The 17,498-nt window shown below is 67.0% G+C and carries 20 protein-coding genes; 1 reads left to right on the top strand and 19 read right to left on the bottom strand.

The genetic code is table 11. From position 1 onward, the window contains the following. Nucleotides 1-30: 30 nt before the first annotated feature. From gsiB to P2T65_RS16015, 13 genes are all read right to left on the bottom strand, one after another. Complete coding sequence (gsiB, locus tag P2T65_RS16075) at nucleotides 31-1,581, bottom strand: glutathione ABC transporter substrate-binding protein GsiB (protein WP_276200184.1); 1,551 nt, start codon at nucleotides 1,579-1,581, stop codon at nucleotides 31-33. A gap of 41 nt (nucleotides 1,582-1,622) precedes the next feature. Next, on the bottom strand, nucleotides 1,623-3,524 hold the full coding sequence (locus tag P2T65_RS16070) for a dipeptide ABC transporter ATP-binding protein (protein WP_276200183.1): 1,902 nt from the start codon (nucleotides 3,522-3,524) through the stop codon (nucleotides 1,623-1,625). Nucleotides 3,525-3,608: 84 nt separating this feature from the next. Then, nucleotides 3,609-4,565, bottom strand: coding sequence for a MurR/RpiR family transcriptional regulator (locus tag P2T65_RS16065; protein ID WP_055460422.1), 957 nt, complete (start codon nucleotides 4,563-4,565; stop codon nucleotides 3,609-3,611). Nucleotides 4,566-5,130: 565 nt separating this feature from the next. Further along, entirely contained in the window at nucleotides 5,131-5,577 is a 447-nt protein-coding gene (locus P2T65_RS16060; protein WP_276200182.1) for a hypothetical protein, read from the bottom strand. Nucleotides 5,578-5,718: 141 nt separating this feature from the next. Then, nucleotides 5,719-6,087, bottom strand: coding sequence for a hypothetical protein (locus tag P2T65_RS16055; protein WP_157672620.1), 369 nt, complete (start codon nucleotides 6,085-6,087; stop codon nucleotides 5,719-5,721). A 213-nt stretch (nucleotides 6,088-6,300) separates the two neighbouring features. Next, nucleotides 6,301-6,627, bottom strand: coding sequence for a hypothetical protein (locus P2T65_RS16050; RefSeq protein ID WP_157672622.1), 327 nt, complete (start codon nucleotides 6,625-6,627; stop codon nucleotides 6,301-6,303). Continuing rightward, nucleotides 6,624-7,817 carry a peptidoglycan-binding protein gene (locus P2T65_RS16045; RefSeq protein WP_276200181.1) on the bottom strand — a complete coding sequence of 398 codons (1,194 nt, stop codon included), beginning with the start codon at nucleotides 7,815-7,817 and terminating at the stop codon, nucleotides 6,624-6,626. Before P2T65_RS16045 ends, P2T65_RS16050 begins: the two co-directional genes overlap by 4 nt. Nucleotides 7,818-7,827: 10 nt before the next feature. Continuing rightward, a complete protein-coding gene (locus P2T65_RS16040) occupies nucleotides 7,828-7,950 on the bottom strand; it encodes a hypothetical protein (RefSeq protein ID WP_276200180.1) in 123 nt (40 codons plus the stop codon). 3 nt (nucleotides 7,951-7,953) lie between these two features. Next, complete coding sequence (locus P2T65_RS16035) at nucleotides 7,954-8,403, bottom strand: hypothetical protein (RefSeq protein WP_276200179.1); 450 nt, start codon at nucleotides 8,401-8,403, stop codon at nucleotides 7,954-7,956. A 107-nt stretch (nucleotides 8,404-8,510) separates the two neighbouring features. Beyond that, nucleotides 8,511-9,557, bottom strand: a complete 1,047-nt coding sequence (locus P2T65_RS16030; protein ID WP_276200178.1) for a contractile injection system protein, VgrG/Pvc8 family — start codon at nucleotides 9,555-9,557, stop codon at nucleotides 8,511-8,513. A gap of 3 nt (nucleotides 9,558-9,560) precedes the next feature. Then, nucleotides 9,561-9,803, bottom strand: a complete 243-nt coding sequence (locus P2T65_RS16025; protein WP_276200177.1) for a tail protein X — start codon at nucleotides 9,801-9,803, stop codon at nucleotides 9,561-9,563. Beyond that, nucleotides 9,800-10,222 carry a phage tail protein gene (locus P2T65_RS16020; RefSeq protein WP_276200176.1) on the bottom strand — a complete coding sequence of 141 codons (423 nt, stop codon included), beginning with the start codon at nucleotides 10,220-10,222 and terminating at the stop codon, nucleotides 9,800-9,802. Before P2T65_RS16020 ends, P2T65_RS16025 begins: the two co-directional genes overlap by 4 nt. Beyond that, a complete protein-coding gene (locus tag P2T65_RS16015) occupies nucleotides 10,222-12,243 on the bottom strand; it encodes a phage tail tape measure protein (protein WP_276200235.1) in 2,022 nt (673 codons plus the stop codon). The genes P2T65_RS16020 and P2T65_RS16015 overlap by 1 nt, the downstream gene beginning before the upstream one ends. A 10-nt stretch (nucleotides 12,244-12,253) precedes the next feature. Between P2T65_RS16015 and P2T65_RS16010 the strand changes: the two genes are divergently transcribed. Then, nucleotides 12,254-12,562 carry a hypothetical protein gene (locus tag P2T65_RS16010; protein ID WP_276200241.1) on the top strand — a complete coding sequence of 103 codons (309 nt, stop codon included), beginning with the start codon at nucleotides 12,254-12,256 and terminating at the stop codon, nucleotides 12,560-12,562. 54 nt (nucleotides 12,563-12,616) lie between these two features. On the opposite strand, the gene P2T65_RS16005 is transcribed toward P2T65_RS16010, so the two are convergent. The 6 genes from P2T65_RS16005 to P2T65_RS15980 form a co-directional block, all read right to left on the bottom strand. Further along, nucleotides 12,617-13,015 carry a phage tail assembly protein gene (locus P2T65_RS16005; protein ID WP_276200175.1) on the bottom strand — a complete coding sequence of 133 codons (399 nt, stop codon included), beginning with the start codon at nucleotides 13,013-13,015 and terminating at the stop codon, nucleotides 12,617-12,619. A gap of 3 nt (nucleotides 13,016-13,018) precedes the next feature. After that, a complete protein-coding gene (locus tag P2T65_RS16000; RefSeq protein WP_276200174.1) occupies nucleotides 13,019-13,558 on the bottom strand; it encodes a phage major tail tube protein in 540 nt (179 codons plus the stop codon). 72 nt (nucleotides 13,559-13,630) lie between these two features. Continuing rightward, nucleotides 13,631-15,112 carry a phage tail protein gene (locus P2T65_RS15995; RefSeq protein ID WP_276200173.1) on the bottom strand — a complete coding sequence of 494 codons (1,482 nt, stop codon included), beginning with the start codon at nucleotides 15,110-15,112 and terminating at the stop codon, nucleotides 13,631-13,633. Between the two features lie 167 nt (nucleotides 15,113-15,279). Then, nucleotides 15,280-15,759: a hypothetical protein gene (locus tag P2T65_RS15990; RefSeq protein WP_276200172.1), complete on the bottom strand. Its 480-nt coding sequence runs from the start codon at nucleotides 15,757-15,759 to the stop codon at nucleotides 15,280-15,282. A gap of 4 nt (nucleotides 15,760-15,763) precedes the next feature. After that, nucleotides 15,764-16,405: a hypothetical protein gene (locus P2T65_RS15985; protein WP_276200171.1), complete on the bottom strand. Its 642-nt coding sequence runs from the start codon at nucleotides 16,403-16,405 to the stop codon at nucleotides 15,764-15,766. Beyond that, nucleotides 16,405-17,498: pyocin knob domain-containing protein (locus P2T65_RS15980; RefSeq protein ID WP_276200170.1), on the bottom strand; the 1,094-nt coding region annotated here is incomplete at its 5' end. The genes P2T65_RS15985 and P2T65_RS15980, both read right to left, overlap by 1 nt.

The raw sequence follows: 17,498 nt of genomic DNA, 5'->3' as shown, positions 1-17,498 counted from the left end.
GACTTGCGTGCGGGAAAAGGGTTCCCGCTCTTACTCCGAAACGGCGATCTCGCTTGCCTCGATATTGCCGTCAGGCATGACGTAGACGCCGGAGAGACGCTTGGAGGTGGCGTAGAGGTTTTTTTCCGTCACCAGCGGCGCCCAGGGCGCGTCCTTGAAGATCTGCTCTTGTGCCTTCCTGTAGAGCTCCGCCTTCTCCTCGTCCTTCACCGAGCGCAGGGCCTTGGCGATATAGGCGTCCACTTCCTCGTTGCTGTAATAGGCGGTGTTGTTGAGCTTCGGCGGCCAGGCCTCGGTGGACAGCAGCGGCCTCAGCGCCCAGTCAGCCTCACCCGTCGAGGACGACCAGCCGGCGTAGTACATGCGCACCTTCGCCGTCTTGGGATCGGGCCATGACTGCACCCACTCGGTGCGCTGGCCGGGCTCGAGCGCCTGGATCTGCACCTTGATGCCGACCTGGGCCAGTTGCTGCTGCAGGAACTGGATGGCCTTCTGCGCCGTCGTGGTGGTGTAGGCGCTCCAGAGGATCGACTCGAAGCCGTTGGGATAGCCCGCCTCCTTCAGAAGCTCGCGGGCCTTGGCCGGGTCATAGGGCCAGGGCTTCATCTTGTGGGCATAGAGCACGCCCTCCGGCACGATGCCCTCGGCCGGCGAGGCGAAGCCGTTGAAGGCAACCTTGGCAAGGGCCTCCTTGTTGATGGCGTAATTGATCGCCTGACGCACGCGGATGTCGTCGAAGGGCTTCTGCAGCGTGTTGAAACTGACGTAGCGCTCGATGATCGACGGGCCGATGATCACGTCCAGTTTGTCGTTCGCCTGCAGGGCGGCTGTCTGCTCATAGGGCAGCGGGAAGGCAAAATCGGCCTCGCCCGTCTGCAGCATGGCGGCACGGGTGTTGTTCTCCAGCACCGGCTTCCAGGTGATGGAATCGACCTTGGGGAAATCCTTCTTCCAGTAGCCGTCGAACTTCTTCACCTTGACGTAATCGGTCTGCTTCCAGTCCTCGAAGACGAAGGGGCCAGTGCCGACCGGGTGGAAGGCGATATCCTTGTTCCCGTATTTCGCGAGGGCCGCCGGCGAGATGATGGCCGCCGAAGCGTGGGCGAGCGAGTTGATGAACGGCCCGAAAGCGTCCTTCAGCGTGATCTTGACGACGTAGGGCGAGACGACCTCGACCTTGTCGATGCGGTTGAACTGGTTGTAGCGGGCGAGCTTGTTCTCGGGATTGAGCACCCGCTCAAGCGAAACCTTGACGGCCTCGGCGTTGAAATCCGTGCCATCGTGGAACTTGACGCCCTCACGCAGCTTGAAGGTGTAGACGAGGCCGTCATCCGAGACGGTGTAGCTCTCGGCCAGCACCGGCCGCACCTTGAGGTCCTTATCGAACTCGAACAGGCCTTGGTAGAACGACTTGGTGACGGCGGTGGTCAGAGTCGTGTTGGTGTTGTAGGGGTCGAGTGTCTCCGGCTGGCCACCGATGGCGAGCACGACATCCTTGGCGGCGAGTGCTGGCGCGGTGCCGAGCACGAGGGCCAGAAGGCCGGAAGCGATTGTCAAACCTCGTGGAAGTGAACTTTTCATTGGAACGGCTCCCGTTGCAGTGAAGCGATCAAGAGGGGCAGTCATCGGCCGAAGGCGCCGATCGGGTGACGGGCGACGAAATGGCCGGGGCCGACCTCGACAAGGGGCTCGACCGTCGGCTCGTCGCCCAACGCGCGCACCGGGCTCGGCAATTCGTCCGTCACCAGCTCGCGGCGCAGGTGCCGGCGCGCCGGATCGGCGACGGGGACCGCGGCCATCAGCTTGCGCGTATAGGGATGTTGTGGGTTCTCGAAGATGGCGCGGCGCGGGCCGATCTCGACGATCTGGCCGAGATACATCACCGCCACGCGGTGGCTGACGCGCTCGACGACGGCCATGTCGTGCGAGATGAACAGATAGGCCATACCGAGATCGCGCTGCAGTTCGAGCAGGAGATTGACGATCTGCGCCTGGATCGACACGTCGAGGGCCGAGACCGCCTCGTCCGCGATGACCACCTTGGGGTTGAGAGCGAGCGCGCGGGCGATGGCGATGCGCTGGCGCTGGCCGCCGGAGAACTCGTGTGGATAGCGCTGGGCATGGGCCGGCGTGAGGCCGACCCGCTCGAGCAGCCAGTGCACGCGCTGGCGCGCCGCCTCCCCTTTCGCGACACCGTGCACCAAGAGCGGCTCCATGATGGAATAGCCAACGGTGAGCCGCGGATCGAGCGAGGCGAACGGATCCTGGAAGATGAACTGGATGTTGCGCCGCAAGTCGCGGAAGGCGCTCGGCGGCAATTCACGGATGTTGCGGCCGTCGAACTCGATGGCGCCGCTCTGGCTCTCGACGAGGCGCAGCAGCGAGCGACCGGTGGTGGACTTGCCGCAGCCCGACTCGCCGACGAGCGACAGGGTTTCGCCGGGATAGAGATCGAAGCTCGCCTTCTCGACCGCATGCACACGACGCGTGACGCGGTTGAAGAGGCCGCCGCGGATGTCGAACCGGGTAACGAGATCCCTGACACGCAGGATCGGCGCCGCGTCCGGCTTCACCGTCGCCTGCGGGGCAGCCTCCTTGACGGGCGCCTCGTCGTCCATGCGCAAAAGCGCGAACTCGCGCGGCAGGTCGGTGCCGGCCATGGCGCCAAGCCTCGGCACGGCGGAGAGGAGCGCGCGCGTGTAACGGTGCCGCGGTGCCGCAAACAACCCGGCGGAGGCGCCCTCCTCCACCTTCTCGCCGCGACACATGACGAGCACGCGGTCGGCGACCTCGGCGACCACGCCCATGTCGTGGGTGATGAACACCACGCCCATGTGCATCTCGTCCTGCAGTGCACGGATCAGCTGCAGGATCTGCGCTTGGATGGTGACGTCGAGAGCCGTCGTCGGCTCATCGGCAATGAGGAGGGAAGGCTTGCAGGACAGCGCCATGGCGATCATGACGCGCTGCCGCATGCCGCCCGAGAGCTGGTGCGGGTAGCGGTCGAGCACGCTGCGCGCTTCCGGTATGCGCACGAGATCGAGCATGCGCAGCGCCTCGGCGCGGGCTTCCGCCATGCCCTTGCCCTGATGCACGCGGATCGATTCGGCAATCTGTTCCCCGGCGGTGAAAACCGGGTTGAGCGAGGTCATCGGCTCCTGGAAGATCATGGCGATATCGGCGCCGCGGATGGCGCGCATCGTCCTCGGCCCCGCCGTCGCGAGGTCGAGCACCGCGCCGGAGCGGCGGCGGAAGAGCATGCACCCGGCATCGATGCGCCCGCCGCCATGCTCGACGAGGCGCATCATGGCAAGCGAGGTCACCGACTTGCCCGATCCGGACTCGCCGACGATGGCAAGCGTCTCGCCGCGGTCGACGTGGAAGGAGACATCGCGCACGGCCGAGACCGTCCGCTCGAAGGTCGAGAAGCTCACCGACAGGCCATCGACGGCAAGGACCCGGTTCTCCGAAAGGTGAAGCGTCGGGTCCGGCGCGGGAGCGGTCAGGATCGCGGGGGACGTCATGGCGGGGCGGGTTCGCTCACGAAGTTGATTAGCCGGCAAGGGCCGGAGGAATGGCGAAGGTGGCAAGGGGGCCGCCGCGCACGGTCAGCGGCCCTGGCGTGGTTTCGGGCCCCGCCGGGGCGTAGAGGGCGACGGCGCCTGCCTGTCCCACGCGCTCGATGGCCTCAGCGCCCCCGCATGGTTGCCGTGCAGCCAGGGCAGCACGGCCTCCGCCAGTTCGGCCGCCGCCTCCACGGATCGGCCGGAGGCGTGGGCGACGGCGCTGCTCAGGGCCTCGATCAGAGCCAGCGAACTCGCCTCGCAATTGGCGAAGAACTGGCTCTCGCCGTGGGCGAAAAGCGCGATCGTGGCGAGCGAGGCGAGCGGCGAGCCGGGGCTCTCGGTCAGGGCCAGCACGTCGGCGCCCGCCTCCCGTGCGCGCCGGGTCAGCAGCAAGGTGTCCGACAGATAGCGCGGGAAGGCGATGGCAATGACGAGGTCACCCGGCTTGACCCGGTGCAGGATGCGGGCCGCGTGCGAAGAGCCCTCCATACTGGCGAGCAGTTGTACCTGATCGCAGAAGAGTTCGAGCTTGCGCAGGAGAAGACCGGCGAGCCAGACGCTGCTGCCAAGGCCGAGGATGAAGACGCGCCGGGCGCCAAGAATGGCAGCGACCGCGCGGTTGCAGGCCTCCGTATCCAGGCCCTGCCGCGTCCTGTCGATATTATGGGCCGTCTCCGAGAGCGTTGCCGCCAGGATATCGGCGGCGCTCGCGGGCTTCTCCGGCTTTCCGCGCAGCTTCTCCACAGGCGCCAGCGCCGTCTCGAAGCCGAGCACCAGCGCGGTGCGGAACTGCGCATAGCCGTCGAAGCCGAGAGCGCGGGCGAAGCGGTTGGCGGTGGCCACCGACACGCCAACGATCGACGCCAGTTCATCGATGGGCATGGCCGCGACCCGCAGCGGGTGGTCGAGGACATAGTCGGCGATCCGGCGATGCGACGGCGACAGAACGGCGCGGGCAATGCGCTGCGCGATGGAGGGTTCGTCGAAAGCCGTGGCCATCCGGGATCGTTTCACCTTGCCGGCGCAACCGGCGCGTGATCAGAAATTTTCACGTTCGGATTCGTAGCGATATTTTTTGATCGCGCAAGAGCGTACTGAACGCGACTTGTCAGCGCGTGCGGACGGCGGCGGGTGCGGACCGTTGAAAGCGCCGAGGACCCAGGCGGAGGGTTTCAGCGCCCGCAAGTGCGAATGCTGCGCGGCCATTCGCTACAGCCGCAGCCTATGAAGGCACTGGGCTCGCAAGCTTCGTGGGCTACGGCTTCGGATATTTCATCGACAACCCGTTCGGCACGAGGTTGTCGCCCATGTCTTCGGTATGGTCTGTCTGTTAGCCTGGTGCCCGGGACGGACACCGCAGATGTGGTAGCGGAGGCCCGTCTCGGCCGCTATAGCCGAACGCAAGCCGTTGAAATCATTGACCTCGGATTGTGGCGCGGGTTCGGCGCGCCGAATGAGGTTGCCGAACTGGCCGCTTGATTGATGAAATGGCGGCGAGCCGACGAGGAGCCGCCCATGTGCAACCTCTACAACGTCCGGAGCAACCGCGAGGCGATCCTCGACCTCAGCCGCGGCATGGTCGACCGAAGCTGTAGAGTAGGTGCGCATCGTCCCGCGGCAGCAGCCTGCGCAGGCGCCGCTTCCGAGCCTCGACAGGATCGGGGCGGCAATCGACGCCATCGAGCTCGAGCAGATCGAAGGCGTAGAGCTGCACAGGGTGGCGCCGGCTCCGCAGCCTCTCGAAGACGGGGACGCCCTGCTCATCGCACGAGACGAGTTCGCCGTCGATGATACAGGAGGTGCAGCGGAGCCGATGCACTGCCTCCGCCAGCGCAGGGTAGCGATCCGCCCAGTCGTAGCCGTTCTTGGTGATGAGGAGGACGCGATCCGGCATCCGCTGAGCCATCATGCGGTAGCCGTCGAACTTGATCTCGTGCAGCCATCCCGGCCCCGCCGGCGGGCTGCTAGCCGGGGTTGGCAGGCAAGGAGCAATGGCGCCGCGCACCTTCATGTGACCGATTGTGGGAGCGCAGGCCCGGAAACGCAAAAAGGCCCCGCCACCGGCGAACCGGGGCGGGGCCAAGTCAGGGAGGAAACGCCCGGAGGGCAGCGGCGCCGAAGCGCCGCCTTCACGCGGTCGCCCGCGGGAAGCTCAACATGTTCTTTGCGGTGGGGGCGGAAGGGGAGCGGACGGCGGACCGTCGCGCCAGCGACGCGCCCAGCGGATCACGGCATCGCAGATCGTCATGCCGCACAGCCCGAGCAGGAAGCCCACCGAGCCCTCGACATCGCCGAAGGGGTACCCCCAGAGCTCGAGCCAGCGGCGGACGAAGTGTGCCGTCGCGGGCGTGCCGTAGCCGGCCGTGAGGCCGCCGACCACCGCCGACGAGATCCGGGCCGTCCAGGTGTAGGAGGGATTGATCAGGCCCCGCACGATGCCGCCGGCAACGCCCGATGCGAGGTGGACGATGTTGACGCCGAGGAAAACCATGTTGCCCGAAGGCGGTTGCAATTCCGACATCACTGTCCCCTTGCCCCTTGCATCAGGCGCGCCCTGATGTCCTCTACCCACGCCCGGGCGCCGACGATCCGGCGGTTGGCAATCGTCAGCGCCGCTGTGGTTTCGGCGAGCTTCTGCCGGGCGTCGTCGCCTTCCCGGACAGGTGGATGCGGCACCGGCTGGAATAGGGCGCCGGCGGTCGCGGTCGACGGTATATCTCGCGATGCCGGCGCATTACCGGTTGCCGTGCACGCGGCGGACATCAGCGCCAGTGAGGCGGCAGCGATCATCCGGCCTCTTCGCCAGATCGGCGGCATAGGCATCGTTCTTCCCCTTGAGATCGGCATGCAGCCGGTCGAGATCGGCCGTCTCGGCCGCGACGATCTCGGCCGCCCCCTTGGCAATGGCGAGGTCGATCCGCAGCGTGGCGACCTCCGACCGGAGATCGCGGACAGTGGCGCCGCGGCCGGCGACGTGGTGACCGTAGAGAAAGCCGGCGACGAGCCCGATCGCCGCCAGGCCGGCACGGGACGTCGCCGCCGACACGACCGCGGAGATCATGACCATTCCCCGGCGCGGTAGCTCTCGACCTCGTCCCGGAAGATGTGACGGCCGACGAGGAAGAGGATGGCGCCTCCGATCAGGAGCAGCAGGGGCCAATTGCCGGCGAGCGACGCGAACAGATCGCGGAACGGCGAGAGCGCATCGGAGACCGTCCGCGCCGTCTCGCCGGCCCCGGACAGCCATCCCAGGGCGCCAGAGATACCGCCGGCCGGCTCAAGCGCGGCGTCGGCCGCACCGGCGACCGCGGCCGTGCCCCCGATCACCTTCGTGGCCTGCGCCGCCTTCGCGGCTGCGCTCGGCGCTGTCTTGGCCTCAGCTCGCGCCGTCGAGACCTCCCGCGGCGCGGCACGTGCCAGCGCGGCCCACGTCGCCTCGTCGAGATCGGTCGAGACCGGCAGCCCGTTGTCGGCCTTGAAGGCGAGCAGCGCGCCCCGTGTGCGGCTGCCCCACTTGCCGTCGACCATGCCGACCTCGGCATAGCCGAGATCGCGCAGCATCCCCTGCAGGCGCATGAGATCCGCCTTCGACGCCCGGGAAGCATCCTTGCCCCCCGACACCTTCGCCGGGGCGGCCATCACGCCGAACGCCGACTTGGCGCGCGCCAGATAGGTGCGGCGCGCAGCAAGGTTCGTCAGGGCGCCGTTGAGCGCCCGCGTCGTTCCCTCGATATCGTCCCGGTCCGCCGCGGCGGCCATCCGGGCGGCGAAGTACCGCGCCGCCACCTCGACGGCCGTTTCCGGATCTCGCGCCAGCTCGGGGTTGCCCTCGAGATCGATGCCGGCCGCGGCACCGAAGCGCCGGTAGTTGTCGCGGCCGGTGAGCATGTACGCTCCGCCGCCGCGATAGCGCCAGGCATCGCCGGGTTGCGTATTGCCGAGCCGGCGACCGTAGACTTTCTCGGCCAGCGCCTCCGGCTTGCGCACGAACGGCTTGGCGGCGGCGTCCGTTTTGAACCGGGACGGCCACACCTGGCGGATCCGCGCGGCCGATGTGTAGTTGAGGTTCTCGACGAGGGCGCGGAACCCGTCGGTCTCTTCGGCCATGTGCGCCAGGAAGTGCGCCATGCGCAGCGGCGTCGTGATGCCCTGCGATGCGGCATGCGTGTTGATGGGCCCGACCAGCTTCGAGGCGAGCGGAGCCGGCCCGCCTGCGATGGCCCGCAGGTCGGCGACGGTGACGGTGCGCATAAGGTCTCCTTCAGAAGGTCATCATCTCGCGCCCGAAGTGCGCCGGGCCGAGCGGATCATCCCCGGGGATAGGACGGTGGGCGCAGGCGACGAGTGCCGCCGCGAGCACGGCGGCGAGAATGAGCCGGGCCATCGATCACGCCAGCGCGACGGCGAGGCCGCCCCACAGGGCGCCCGTCAGCAGCTCGGCGACGATGATCGGATTGGACGGCCGCAGCCGCCATGCGATCTCATAGGCGCCGGCCGCGAGCGCCGAAAAGGCGAGCGCCGCTGCGACGCCGAGCAGAAGCTCCCCGGCGATGGTAGCCGCGAGCATCAGCCCCGGCAGAGCGAAGAGGTGCCGCAGGCCGAGCGCGACATGCACATTCCCAGCCGCCATCTCGATGAGCACCATCTCGAGGCTCGACGCCGGGCGATCCGGCGCGAAGCGACCGAGCCCGATGAGGTGCCCCCACGGACCGACCGCCCAAACGAAAAAGGCGGCTCCCAAGGCCGCCCCGAAGGAGATGCCGCCCAAGATGGCGGCGATGGCGCCGATCAGCGGCGCCGCGTAGTAGAGCGCCCGACCGGGGAGCCATATGGGCATCCAACGGTCATCGCCGCGCGCGCGATTGAGCCCAGCACAGGCAATCATAACTAGGACGACCACACCCATTGGAAGGACTCCTCGGGTTCAAGTGCACACGTTTGGGGTCAATTCGTCCCGGCGGCCCGGTTGTCCGTGCCGGCCTCGCCCTGCGGCTGCTTGACGTCGATCCGTGTCGTCCAGCCCGGGCCGCGGGAGAAATCGTGATTGACGCTGTCGATGCGATAGGTGCCGTCGATTCCTGGGCGGGCGCCGACAAGGACGACCGTGCCCTCGGGCTCGGCATCCGCATCGCCGTCAATAGTGATCGATCCGCCGCCCTTGCCGCGCTCGCTGTCCGTCTTGCGGCTTTCCGCTGTACGCCTGGCCTCGCCCTGATCGGCCGCGGAATAGCGGCCGGTGAATTCGGCCTGCGCCTTTTCGTCCTCGACCTCGACGTCTTCGACCTTCCATTCGGCGGTCTTTGGGTCGTAGTGGCGCACGCGCATCTTGCGGTAGCGGGGACGGCCGAGGATCGGCGCGATATCCCATGCGAGCAGGTTGTCGCCATAGACAGCCCGGATTGATGGAAGGGCACCGCCGCCTGGTGCCTGCCCACCGTTGCGTAGCGCGAGGACCGCGACGTCATCCGAGATCTTGAACGTCCCGCCAACCTCGCGCGCGATCCTCTCGGCCCAATGGAGGAAGCTCTCGCCCTGCATCGCCCAATAGGGGCGGACAAGGCCGGCAAGGGAAGGATCGATGCGGACGCTGCCGATCCCAGCCGCCTGGGCGGCGTCGCGGAAGACGTCGCCCAGGCTCTTGTTGTCCCAATGCCGGGACTGCGGCTGCTTTGCCTTGCCCTTGGTGTCGACGCCCTTCCCTGAGATCGATAACGTCCGACCGCTGTTGCGAGAGCCAGATGAGCGAACCTCGTCGACGACGCCGCGGAAGACCGTCGCGACGCCGCGCCGGTCATCCCCGAGCTGGATTTCGATCGGGACGCCATCCTCGGGCAAAAGGATGACGCCGTCCGCGTCGTCGAATTCGAGGCTCGTCGCGTCGCTGACCGTGCCGGCCTTGTTTGTGATCGTCAGGCTCGTCAGGAGCGGAAGAACAGACGAGGAGACGTCCTGCCCGTTGATACGGACGATGCAGATGGTCCGACGCGCCACGGTTCATCCCCAAAGACGGACGACGGGGCGTTGCGCCGGCGCCTTGTCGGGCGCGTCGATCGGGATCATGACGGCGGTCCCGACCGGGATGAGAAGGCCCTTGTCAGCGAGGTCGACATTGAGCGCAAGCGCGCGCTCGACTAGGCCGGGCGTGCGCGTTTGGAATCGCCGCCAGATCAGGAGGTCAAGCGGCGTGTCCTCGGTCTCGACCACGATTGTCTCGATCTTGGTGCTGTCCGTCGTCATTGGAGAATTCCCGAGATGGCCGCAAAGAAGTTGGCCGCGTTCGGCGCATCGGCCCGCTTGAGAGTGATGTCGACGTCGATGACCTGCCCCACTCCTTTCGCGTCGAGGTAGGAGTTGCGCTCGTTCACCCGCTCTACGACCATCCAGCCGAGAGGAACCCCGTCCCCTCGCATCAGGTATTGCGGGACACCGCTCTGCCGCATCGCGTTGATCTGGCTGAGGCTTCCGAGGCCGCCGAGCTTCGCTGGGAAAAGGCGGGCCGTGATAGAGAAGGTCTCCGATGCCTCACCGACGAATTCGAGCGGCGGTCGCCGACCCATCACCGGCTTTTCGACGAAGTCCCCACCACTTTCCCGGCTGGTCTCGGTGGGGTTGAACGGCCATACCTCCATCAGGAGCGGCCCGAGCATCATCAGCATCAGTCAACTCCCGTGTCGGCGTGGACGCCGCGCAGCGTTGCGCCGTCGACACGCGGCCGGATTGTCGGTTGCGCAGTGAACTCGAGCGCGCTCTTTATCCTCGCTGCCGTCGCTTCGGCCTCCTTGAGGGCCGCTTGCATTTCGGCGTTGAGCCCTTGCCGGAAAGCCGCGCCGGATTGCTGGCCGGCTGCTCCCATCGATGCCGCTTCGTTGGCGAGGCCGGCCCGTTCCATGCGCAGGCGGTCAAGCTCGGGGTTCGGTGCATCGCGCATCGCAGGATGCGTCCGCGCCTCGATCGCGCCGATCTTGCGATCGATCTCTTCGAGCCGCGAGTGTAGCTCGGCGCGCGCCTCGCCCTGAGATTCACCCGGCATCGTCGATACGCCCCCGCCAAGCTTCGAGGGATTGAAGCCGAGGTTGCGCAGGAACCATGCGTCGATCCCGCTCGTCGCGCCCCACAGGTTGCCCTCGGGATCGATGGCGCCCAGCAGCTCGTTGAGGCCCCAAGCCGTCCCGAGAATTCCGCCCCACTTCAAGGCACGGCCGAGAACGCCCCTCTTGCCTGCGGCGCCGGCTACTGTGCCCGCCGCGCCGGCCGCCCCAGCAGCGCCGCCCGTAGCCGCCCCCAGGCCGGCAGCGGCCCGGAAAACGGCAACTGTGCCGGCAGCACTGGCTGCAATGATCTTCATCGACCCGGCGATCAATCCGAGCATCGCGGCAAAACCGCCGAGAAGAAGCGTCAGCGGGCCGAGGGCGGCCACTGCCATGAGGGCATAGGTGCCCCACTTCAGAAGCTCGGGGTTCGACTGCGCCATCTTCTCGAGCGCGCCAGTGAGCGTCGTCAGGACGTTGGTCACAGCCTCGAGGACCCCGGACCTCGCGATGGCGATGAAAAGGTTCTCCCAGGCGGCGACATGCGCCGCGACGACGCCGACGATCCCTTCCATCCGGGTCTTCGCCATGCGATCCGTCGAGCCCGATGCGTTTTTTTCGATCTCCTCAAGCGCGGCAGTCAACTCAGGCGTTCCGAATAGGTCGCGCAGAAGATTTGTCAGCCTCGCACCCTGCCGCTGATCGAAGATGCGAGCCATTTGTCCTGGCGTTACGCCCTTCTCGACGAGCGCTTCGAAGAGGCCGATCATGTCCAGCTCGTTGGCCTGGCTGGAAATGAAGCGCGACACCGATTTAGCGACCTTGCGCTGATCGACCTGCTTGTCGATCTTGAGCCCGCCGATCAGCGTCTCAAGGATGATCTCGTAGATCTCGCCGCGGTTCTCTTCGAGCGTCTTGCCTTCGAGGCGCTGGCGAAGCTGCCCCATGACCGGACTGATATCGAAGCCGACGTTCTTCATGCCGGCCGCAAGCTCGCCGATGGAGAAGGCGCGGAACGACGTCGCGAAGTCCTCGAAGGAAAGCCCCAGCTCGGCCATCGCCTGCCGCGCATCGAGCGACGGCTTGACCATGCGCGTCAGGGCCGAGCGCATCGCGACGCCGGCCTCAGCGCCGCGGATGCCACCTTTGGCGAGCACCATGCTCGCAGCGCCAAGCTCCTCAAGCGAGACACCTGCAACTGCGGCGATCGGCGCGACATACTTGAGCGTATCGCCCATCAACCCCACGTCGGTGTTACTCGACGCTGCAACGTGGGCGATGACGTCGTTGACGCGTTGAAGCGAGGACGCCGCCTCCTCAGCCGTCTGAGCCGGGAGGCGCATCGCGGTTAGGATGTTGGTCGCGATGTCAGCGCTTCGCTGCAACTCGATGTCGCCGGCAAGTGCGAGGTTGAGCGTCCCGCGCAGCGAGCCCATGACCTGGTCGAACTTGAAGCCGGCGCGGCCGAGCTCGAAGGCGGCCGACATAATGTCCCGGTTCGTGAACGGGAAGAGCTTGTTGAGCTCTTGCGCGTAGCTCTGAAGGGACCTCTTCTGCTCGTCCGTGATGTTCGTAACCGCCTTGACGGCGTTCGACATCTTTTCGAATTCGTAGACCGACTTTGCGCCGAAGCCGCCGACGAGTGTCATAGGGATCGACATGCTCGACGTCAGCGTGTCGACGTTGCGCTTGATGTCGCGCGCGGCGCGGCCGACGTTCTTCTTGAAATCGGTTACGGCGGCGCCGATCAGGAGGCGCCGCGAATTGGTCTGGTCGACCGCCGACCCGATGCCATGGATCGCGCGGGCGGCGGCCCGCGCCGGCCCGGTGACGGCATCGATCAGGCGCACCGTCAGGGTGCTGGTTTTGCTCGCCATCAGGTCAACCTCGGGGATCGCACAGCGGTCTCAAGCCAGTCGATCAGCTCGCCGACCGGCAGATCGAGAAAGAAGGAAACGGGCGTGTTGAGCTGCTTGGCGGCGAATGCGATGCTTCGCCGCCATTGCGCGCTGCCCCACGCCCCTATGCTTCCCCCGGATTTAGCGACCTCGTTGCGATCTCCTGAAGATCGACAAGGTCCAGTTCGCCGGCCGCTTCGCCCAAGTCGGCGATGCGATCGGCGATCGCGACCATCGCGCGGTACACCGCGGCATCCGGCGGCGTCAGCTCGGCCGCATCGATCTCGTCGAGATCATCAACGGGCGGCGCCGAGGCGCCATCCTCAGCCGCCTTGAGCCCCGCGGCGACGGCCTTCTCGAGCGAGCCCTTCATCGCCTTCGCATTGGAGGTGTAGAAGCGGGCCAAGGCGGCGACATGGTCGCCGATGACGACCATGTCCTTGCCCTTCGGCCGGCGGATTGTGACCGTAGAGATCGTCTTGCCGTCGACCTCGATCGGATACTTCAGGTCATACTTCGCCATGGATCAGCCCGCGTTCCCGATGCGAAGGATGTTATTGAATTCGGGGTCGGGGTCGACACCACCGAGGCGAAACGTGTTGGTGAAGAAGTCCCAATACATCTCCTCGGCGCCGTCGAAGTGCACCTCGTAGTGCAGCACCTCGTTGATCGAATATTCGTGGCTCATGGCCTCGCCGCGCTGGAAGGCGGCCGGCGCGATGCGGGACAGGCGCCCCTCCATCACGGCCTTTGCCTCGATTGCCCGGCCCGACCGCTTGTCGCGGACGACGCCATAGGCCGTGAAGACGCGGCGCTCGCGCGAGCCCAGCCCGAACTGCCGAAGAAGGACCGGGTCCCATCCTTTCAGGTTGAAGGTGGGCTCAAGCTTCTCGACGCCGACCGCGAACTCGACGCCGACCTTGCCGCCGCCGGGCTGATGATCGACGAGGACTTCCTGAAGGTCCGGCAGCTTCAGCTCTTCGAGCGTGAGGTGCTTCGAATTCGCCGGATCGTGGTCGCCGCAGTAGAGGTTTGCGGCCTCCATGATGTAGATCGTGCTCGCCATTTGAAGAGCCTCCGATAGGGGATGGACAGGCGCGCCGGGTTATCCCGGCGCGATAAGGCCGATGGCGGCCGATCAGGCGTTGACGTCGAGCTGCGCGAGCAGGTCGTTGAGCAGCGTGTCGAGCGCCGGCCGATAGCGGGCCGACTGGATGCCGAGGTAGCGCAGCACCGGAGGCTCTTCCGCCTGGAAGGACACGGTAAAGCGGCCAAGGCGAAGCTGCTCAGGGCTGTTGGCGTCGCGCGAGAAGCTGACGCGGAAGCCGAGGAGATCGCCCGTCGCCTGAATGTCGCGAAGCGCGAACGTCATGGTGCTGACGACGTCCTCGATCGTGCCCCGATCGATATTTCGGCGCCCGAGGAAATAGCGCAGGGTCTTGATGAACATCAGGTGGATGTAATCGCGACCGCGGACCTGATTGTAGAAGGTCCACAGCGTATCCTCGGAGCACGTATCGGTGCCGACGTAGATATAGCCGCCATCGGCAACCGACCCGTCCGTGTTCTCGCCCCGGACGATAATGCCGAGGTTGTTCGCAAGGAGCGTCTGCCCCTCGGTCGCCCCGTCGAGGATCGAGAACTCGATCGGCCGCGCGGGGCCGACGATGCCGCGCACGGGCTGGTTGGCCCAGCTATGGAAGGGGCGGCCCTGGAACTCGTGATCGCGGCGGACGGCGATGCCGAGGACCGCCGGCGAGGCCGGGACCGTGATGACATCGCCATCAGCATCGAGCACCTTGACCGCCGTCTCGACCGGAACGATCCGCTTCGAGCTGATGCTATCGCGCCAGTTGATCGCTGCGGTCTGGTCGCTCGACGGCCCATCGACGACGGCGACCGCGAGAAGGCGATCGAGGAGCGTCGGCAGGCCGGCGACGATCGCGTTGCTGTAGAGATCGACCGTCGCCGTCAGGGCTGCGCCGGTGCCAGCGCTCGACGTGACGCTAAGGGTCGGGGCCGAGGTGTAGCCGTTGCCGGGGTCGGTGATCGTGACTGCCGTGATGGCGCCCGAGCCATCAACCGCGGTGACTTCCGCGGCAAAGCCGCTGCCGCCCCCGCCCGTGCCCGTGACGGCATCGCCGACTTCGTAATCGGCGCCGCCCGATCCGACCGTGACGGCGCTGATGAGCCCGGCCGGCTGCGCGGTATAGCCGGGGACGCCGATCAGGCGCGGCGTGATGCCGAGCAGCGATCCGGCGTCGAGAAGGGCATACATGCCCGTCCGGCTGTTGAGGCTCCCGCGCAGGTTCGCGATCGTCGCCGTGGTATCGGCGCCTTCCTCGACGCGGACGCCGACGATGCTCGCCGCGACCTGAAATTCGCCGAGCTGCTGGTTGATCAGCTCGATCGCCCAAGGCGCGGTCCCCATCGATCCGAGCGCGGCGACCTTGGCCGTGTCGTCGCTATAGAACGGAACAGGCGTGTTGAGCGGGAAGACGCTCGGGTCGGCATCGGGCGCCGTGAAGACGAGCCCGATCACCGACATATCGGCCGTGATAGCCGGCCTCGGCTCGTTGTCGATCTGAGTGATCGAAATACCGAAGGTTGGGTCGCTCATCTTGAGCCTCCTTTAAGGGGCGGGGAGCGCCCGCCGTTCTGCCGTCAAACGAAAGCGGCCCGCCGAAGCGGGCCGCGATCAGAGAAATTCGAGGACGGCCCGTGGGTCGCCCGGTGATCGTAGAGGCCGCAGCCTTGGTGACAGTCGGTGCTTATTGAGCGGCCAAGTTACAGCGACTGCGCTCCCTGCCACATCGTGTCGATTTGCGCCGGCGTCAGGCCGAGCGCGGCCCCGATCTGGTCGATCAGCGGATGATGGCGCACGAACTCAGAGGCATACTCCCACTCGACCTGCGCAGCGGCCCGCTCGGTCTCATCCTCGACGCCGCCAATCGCGGCCTCGACATCCGAGAGCGCGATGCCGTTGGTGATGAGGCCAAGACGGAGTTGCCGCGCCGTCAACGGGCGCAGCGGCTCATCCTCAAGCGCATAGACCTCGCGTGGCGCGCCGCCATCATCGACCAAGCTCGATTGACCGACCGGCACCTTGCCGGGCGGTATCAAGGCCGGCTGGATGACGGCGAGCCCTGCGTCTTCCAGCTCGGCCGGCGACCAGCAGCGCTCAACGTCGAGCGTGTTGTGGCGGGCCTCGCCGAGCCAGCCGTCCCAGCGTTCCCATTGTCCATTCATTTGGATCGCAAGCGCCATTGCATCAGCTCCAATCCGTCAGCACGCGGCCGTGTCCGCCCTGGCCGGATTGTTCCCAGCCATCGGAGATCGGTGCGCCGCCTGTGCCGACGACAACCGTCAGGGTTTCTCCGGGCACCGGCGCCCCCGGCGCTCCGGCCGTGAATGTGACATCCGAATAGCCGCCCGCACCGCCGCCGCCACCGGCCGGCGCACCATAGCCCACGACGCCACCTGATCCGCCGCCCGGATAGCCGCCATTGGCCGACCACACGCCCTGGCCGGAGGTGCCCGGCGTGCCCGCACCACCGCTGGGAGCATGGCCGCCATGGCCGCCCGTATAGGCATAGCCGGCGCTGCCAGCGCCGCCGTTCGCGGTCGTGCCCGCACCGCCAGTGCCGCCCGCGCCGTAGCCGCCGGCATAGCGCCGCCCACCTTGGCCGCCGCCGGCGGAGACGGTGCCGCACGACGACGGGCCACCATTGGCGCCGTCGTAGCTGGTGCCCGCCCAGGTCGCGCTGCCGGATCCGCCGGCGCCCCACACGCGGATGCGCAGGATGTTGTAGGGCGGGCACACCCATTGAGAGGTGCCCGGAGACGTGAAAGCCGCCGAGCCCGGCACGACGCTGCCGCCGACGAGAAGGGCATTGGCGAGACCGGGGATCATTACACCAGCCCCGCGATGCTGGAGCCGATCACGAATCCGCTGTGCAGCACCTGATAGGCGACGACGTTGGTCCGGCTGGCGCCTGTGTTCATGCTTGGGGCATTCCCGTTGGCGAAGCGCCATGCCGATCCGAACGCCACCGTCCTGCCGCCTGTCGCGTCCTGCTGAAGGACGATCAGGCCGGTCTGGCCTGCCTTGGCATTCGTCGGGTTGCCGATCGTAACGTTGCCGCCGAGCACGTTGTGGAAGTTGAGGCCTGCGCCGAAGTTCGGCGCGTAGGTGCCCGCCGCGAGGGTCGAGCCCGCGGCACCGGACAGGCCGACGTAGCCGGCCGCCGCCCAGACGTTATCCGAGGTCAGGATCGTGTTCGCCGTGCCCGCGCGGAACTGGGCCGCGGTCGCCTTGTGGCCGGCGTGCCAGATGGTGTTGCCGTTGAAGTCGACCGTGCCGTTGGCGCGAAGCGAAATCGTGCCCGCAGGGACTGCGGTCCCGTTGCCATCGTCGACATAGACCCGTAGGTGCGCATCGCCGGTGTTACGGTCCCAATAGAACAGCGCACGGTTGTTGCCGGCAGGATCCTGCAGCCAGACATGCGCGTTGCCGTTGGCCGCCGCCCGGGCGGTCAGCCGGTCGATCGCGAGCAGCGTCCCGGTCAGATTGCCGCCGGACATATTGAGCTTGGACGCAGGGTCGAAGGTCTGGGCGTCCCACATCTGCCGCCACGGCTGCCAGGCGCCGTTGACGCAAAGGCGCTTCCAGCTCGCTCCGTTGCTGTGGTTGAGGGCGGTCGCGATCTGCTCGACGTAGAGGCCCGAATTGCTGTGCCGCTGAACCTGTACGTAGTACCAGGTGCTGCTGCCTGCGCCGGTTGGCCCATTTGCGAGATTGCTGCCGTCGTAGAAGCCGGGCGTCGTCAGAGCATCGAGGTCGGTGCCCGAGATCGCCTTGGCCTTGCCGTAGGTGAACTCTCCCCCGACCGCCAGATTGCCGGCGATCGCGCCGCCGGCGACGTCGAGCTTGCCCGCCAGCCCGGCGATGATGGCCTGGACATTCGCCGCCTGCAGGTGGGACGGGAACCGCGCGTCCTCGATGG

This window comes from Chelatococcus sp. XZ-Ab1, assembly GCF_029309855.1.
GTDB classification, from domain to species: domain Bacteria; phylum Pseudomonadota; class Alphaproteobacteria; order Rhizobiales; family Beijerinckiaceae; genus Chelatococcus_A; species Chelatococcus_A sambhunathii.
Note: the sequence above shows the minus strand (reverse complement) of the source record. Positions and strands in the feature narration are given on the sequence as shown.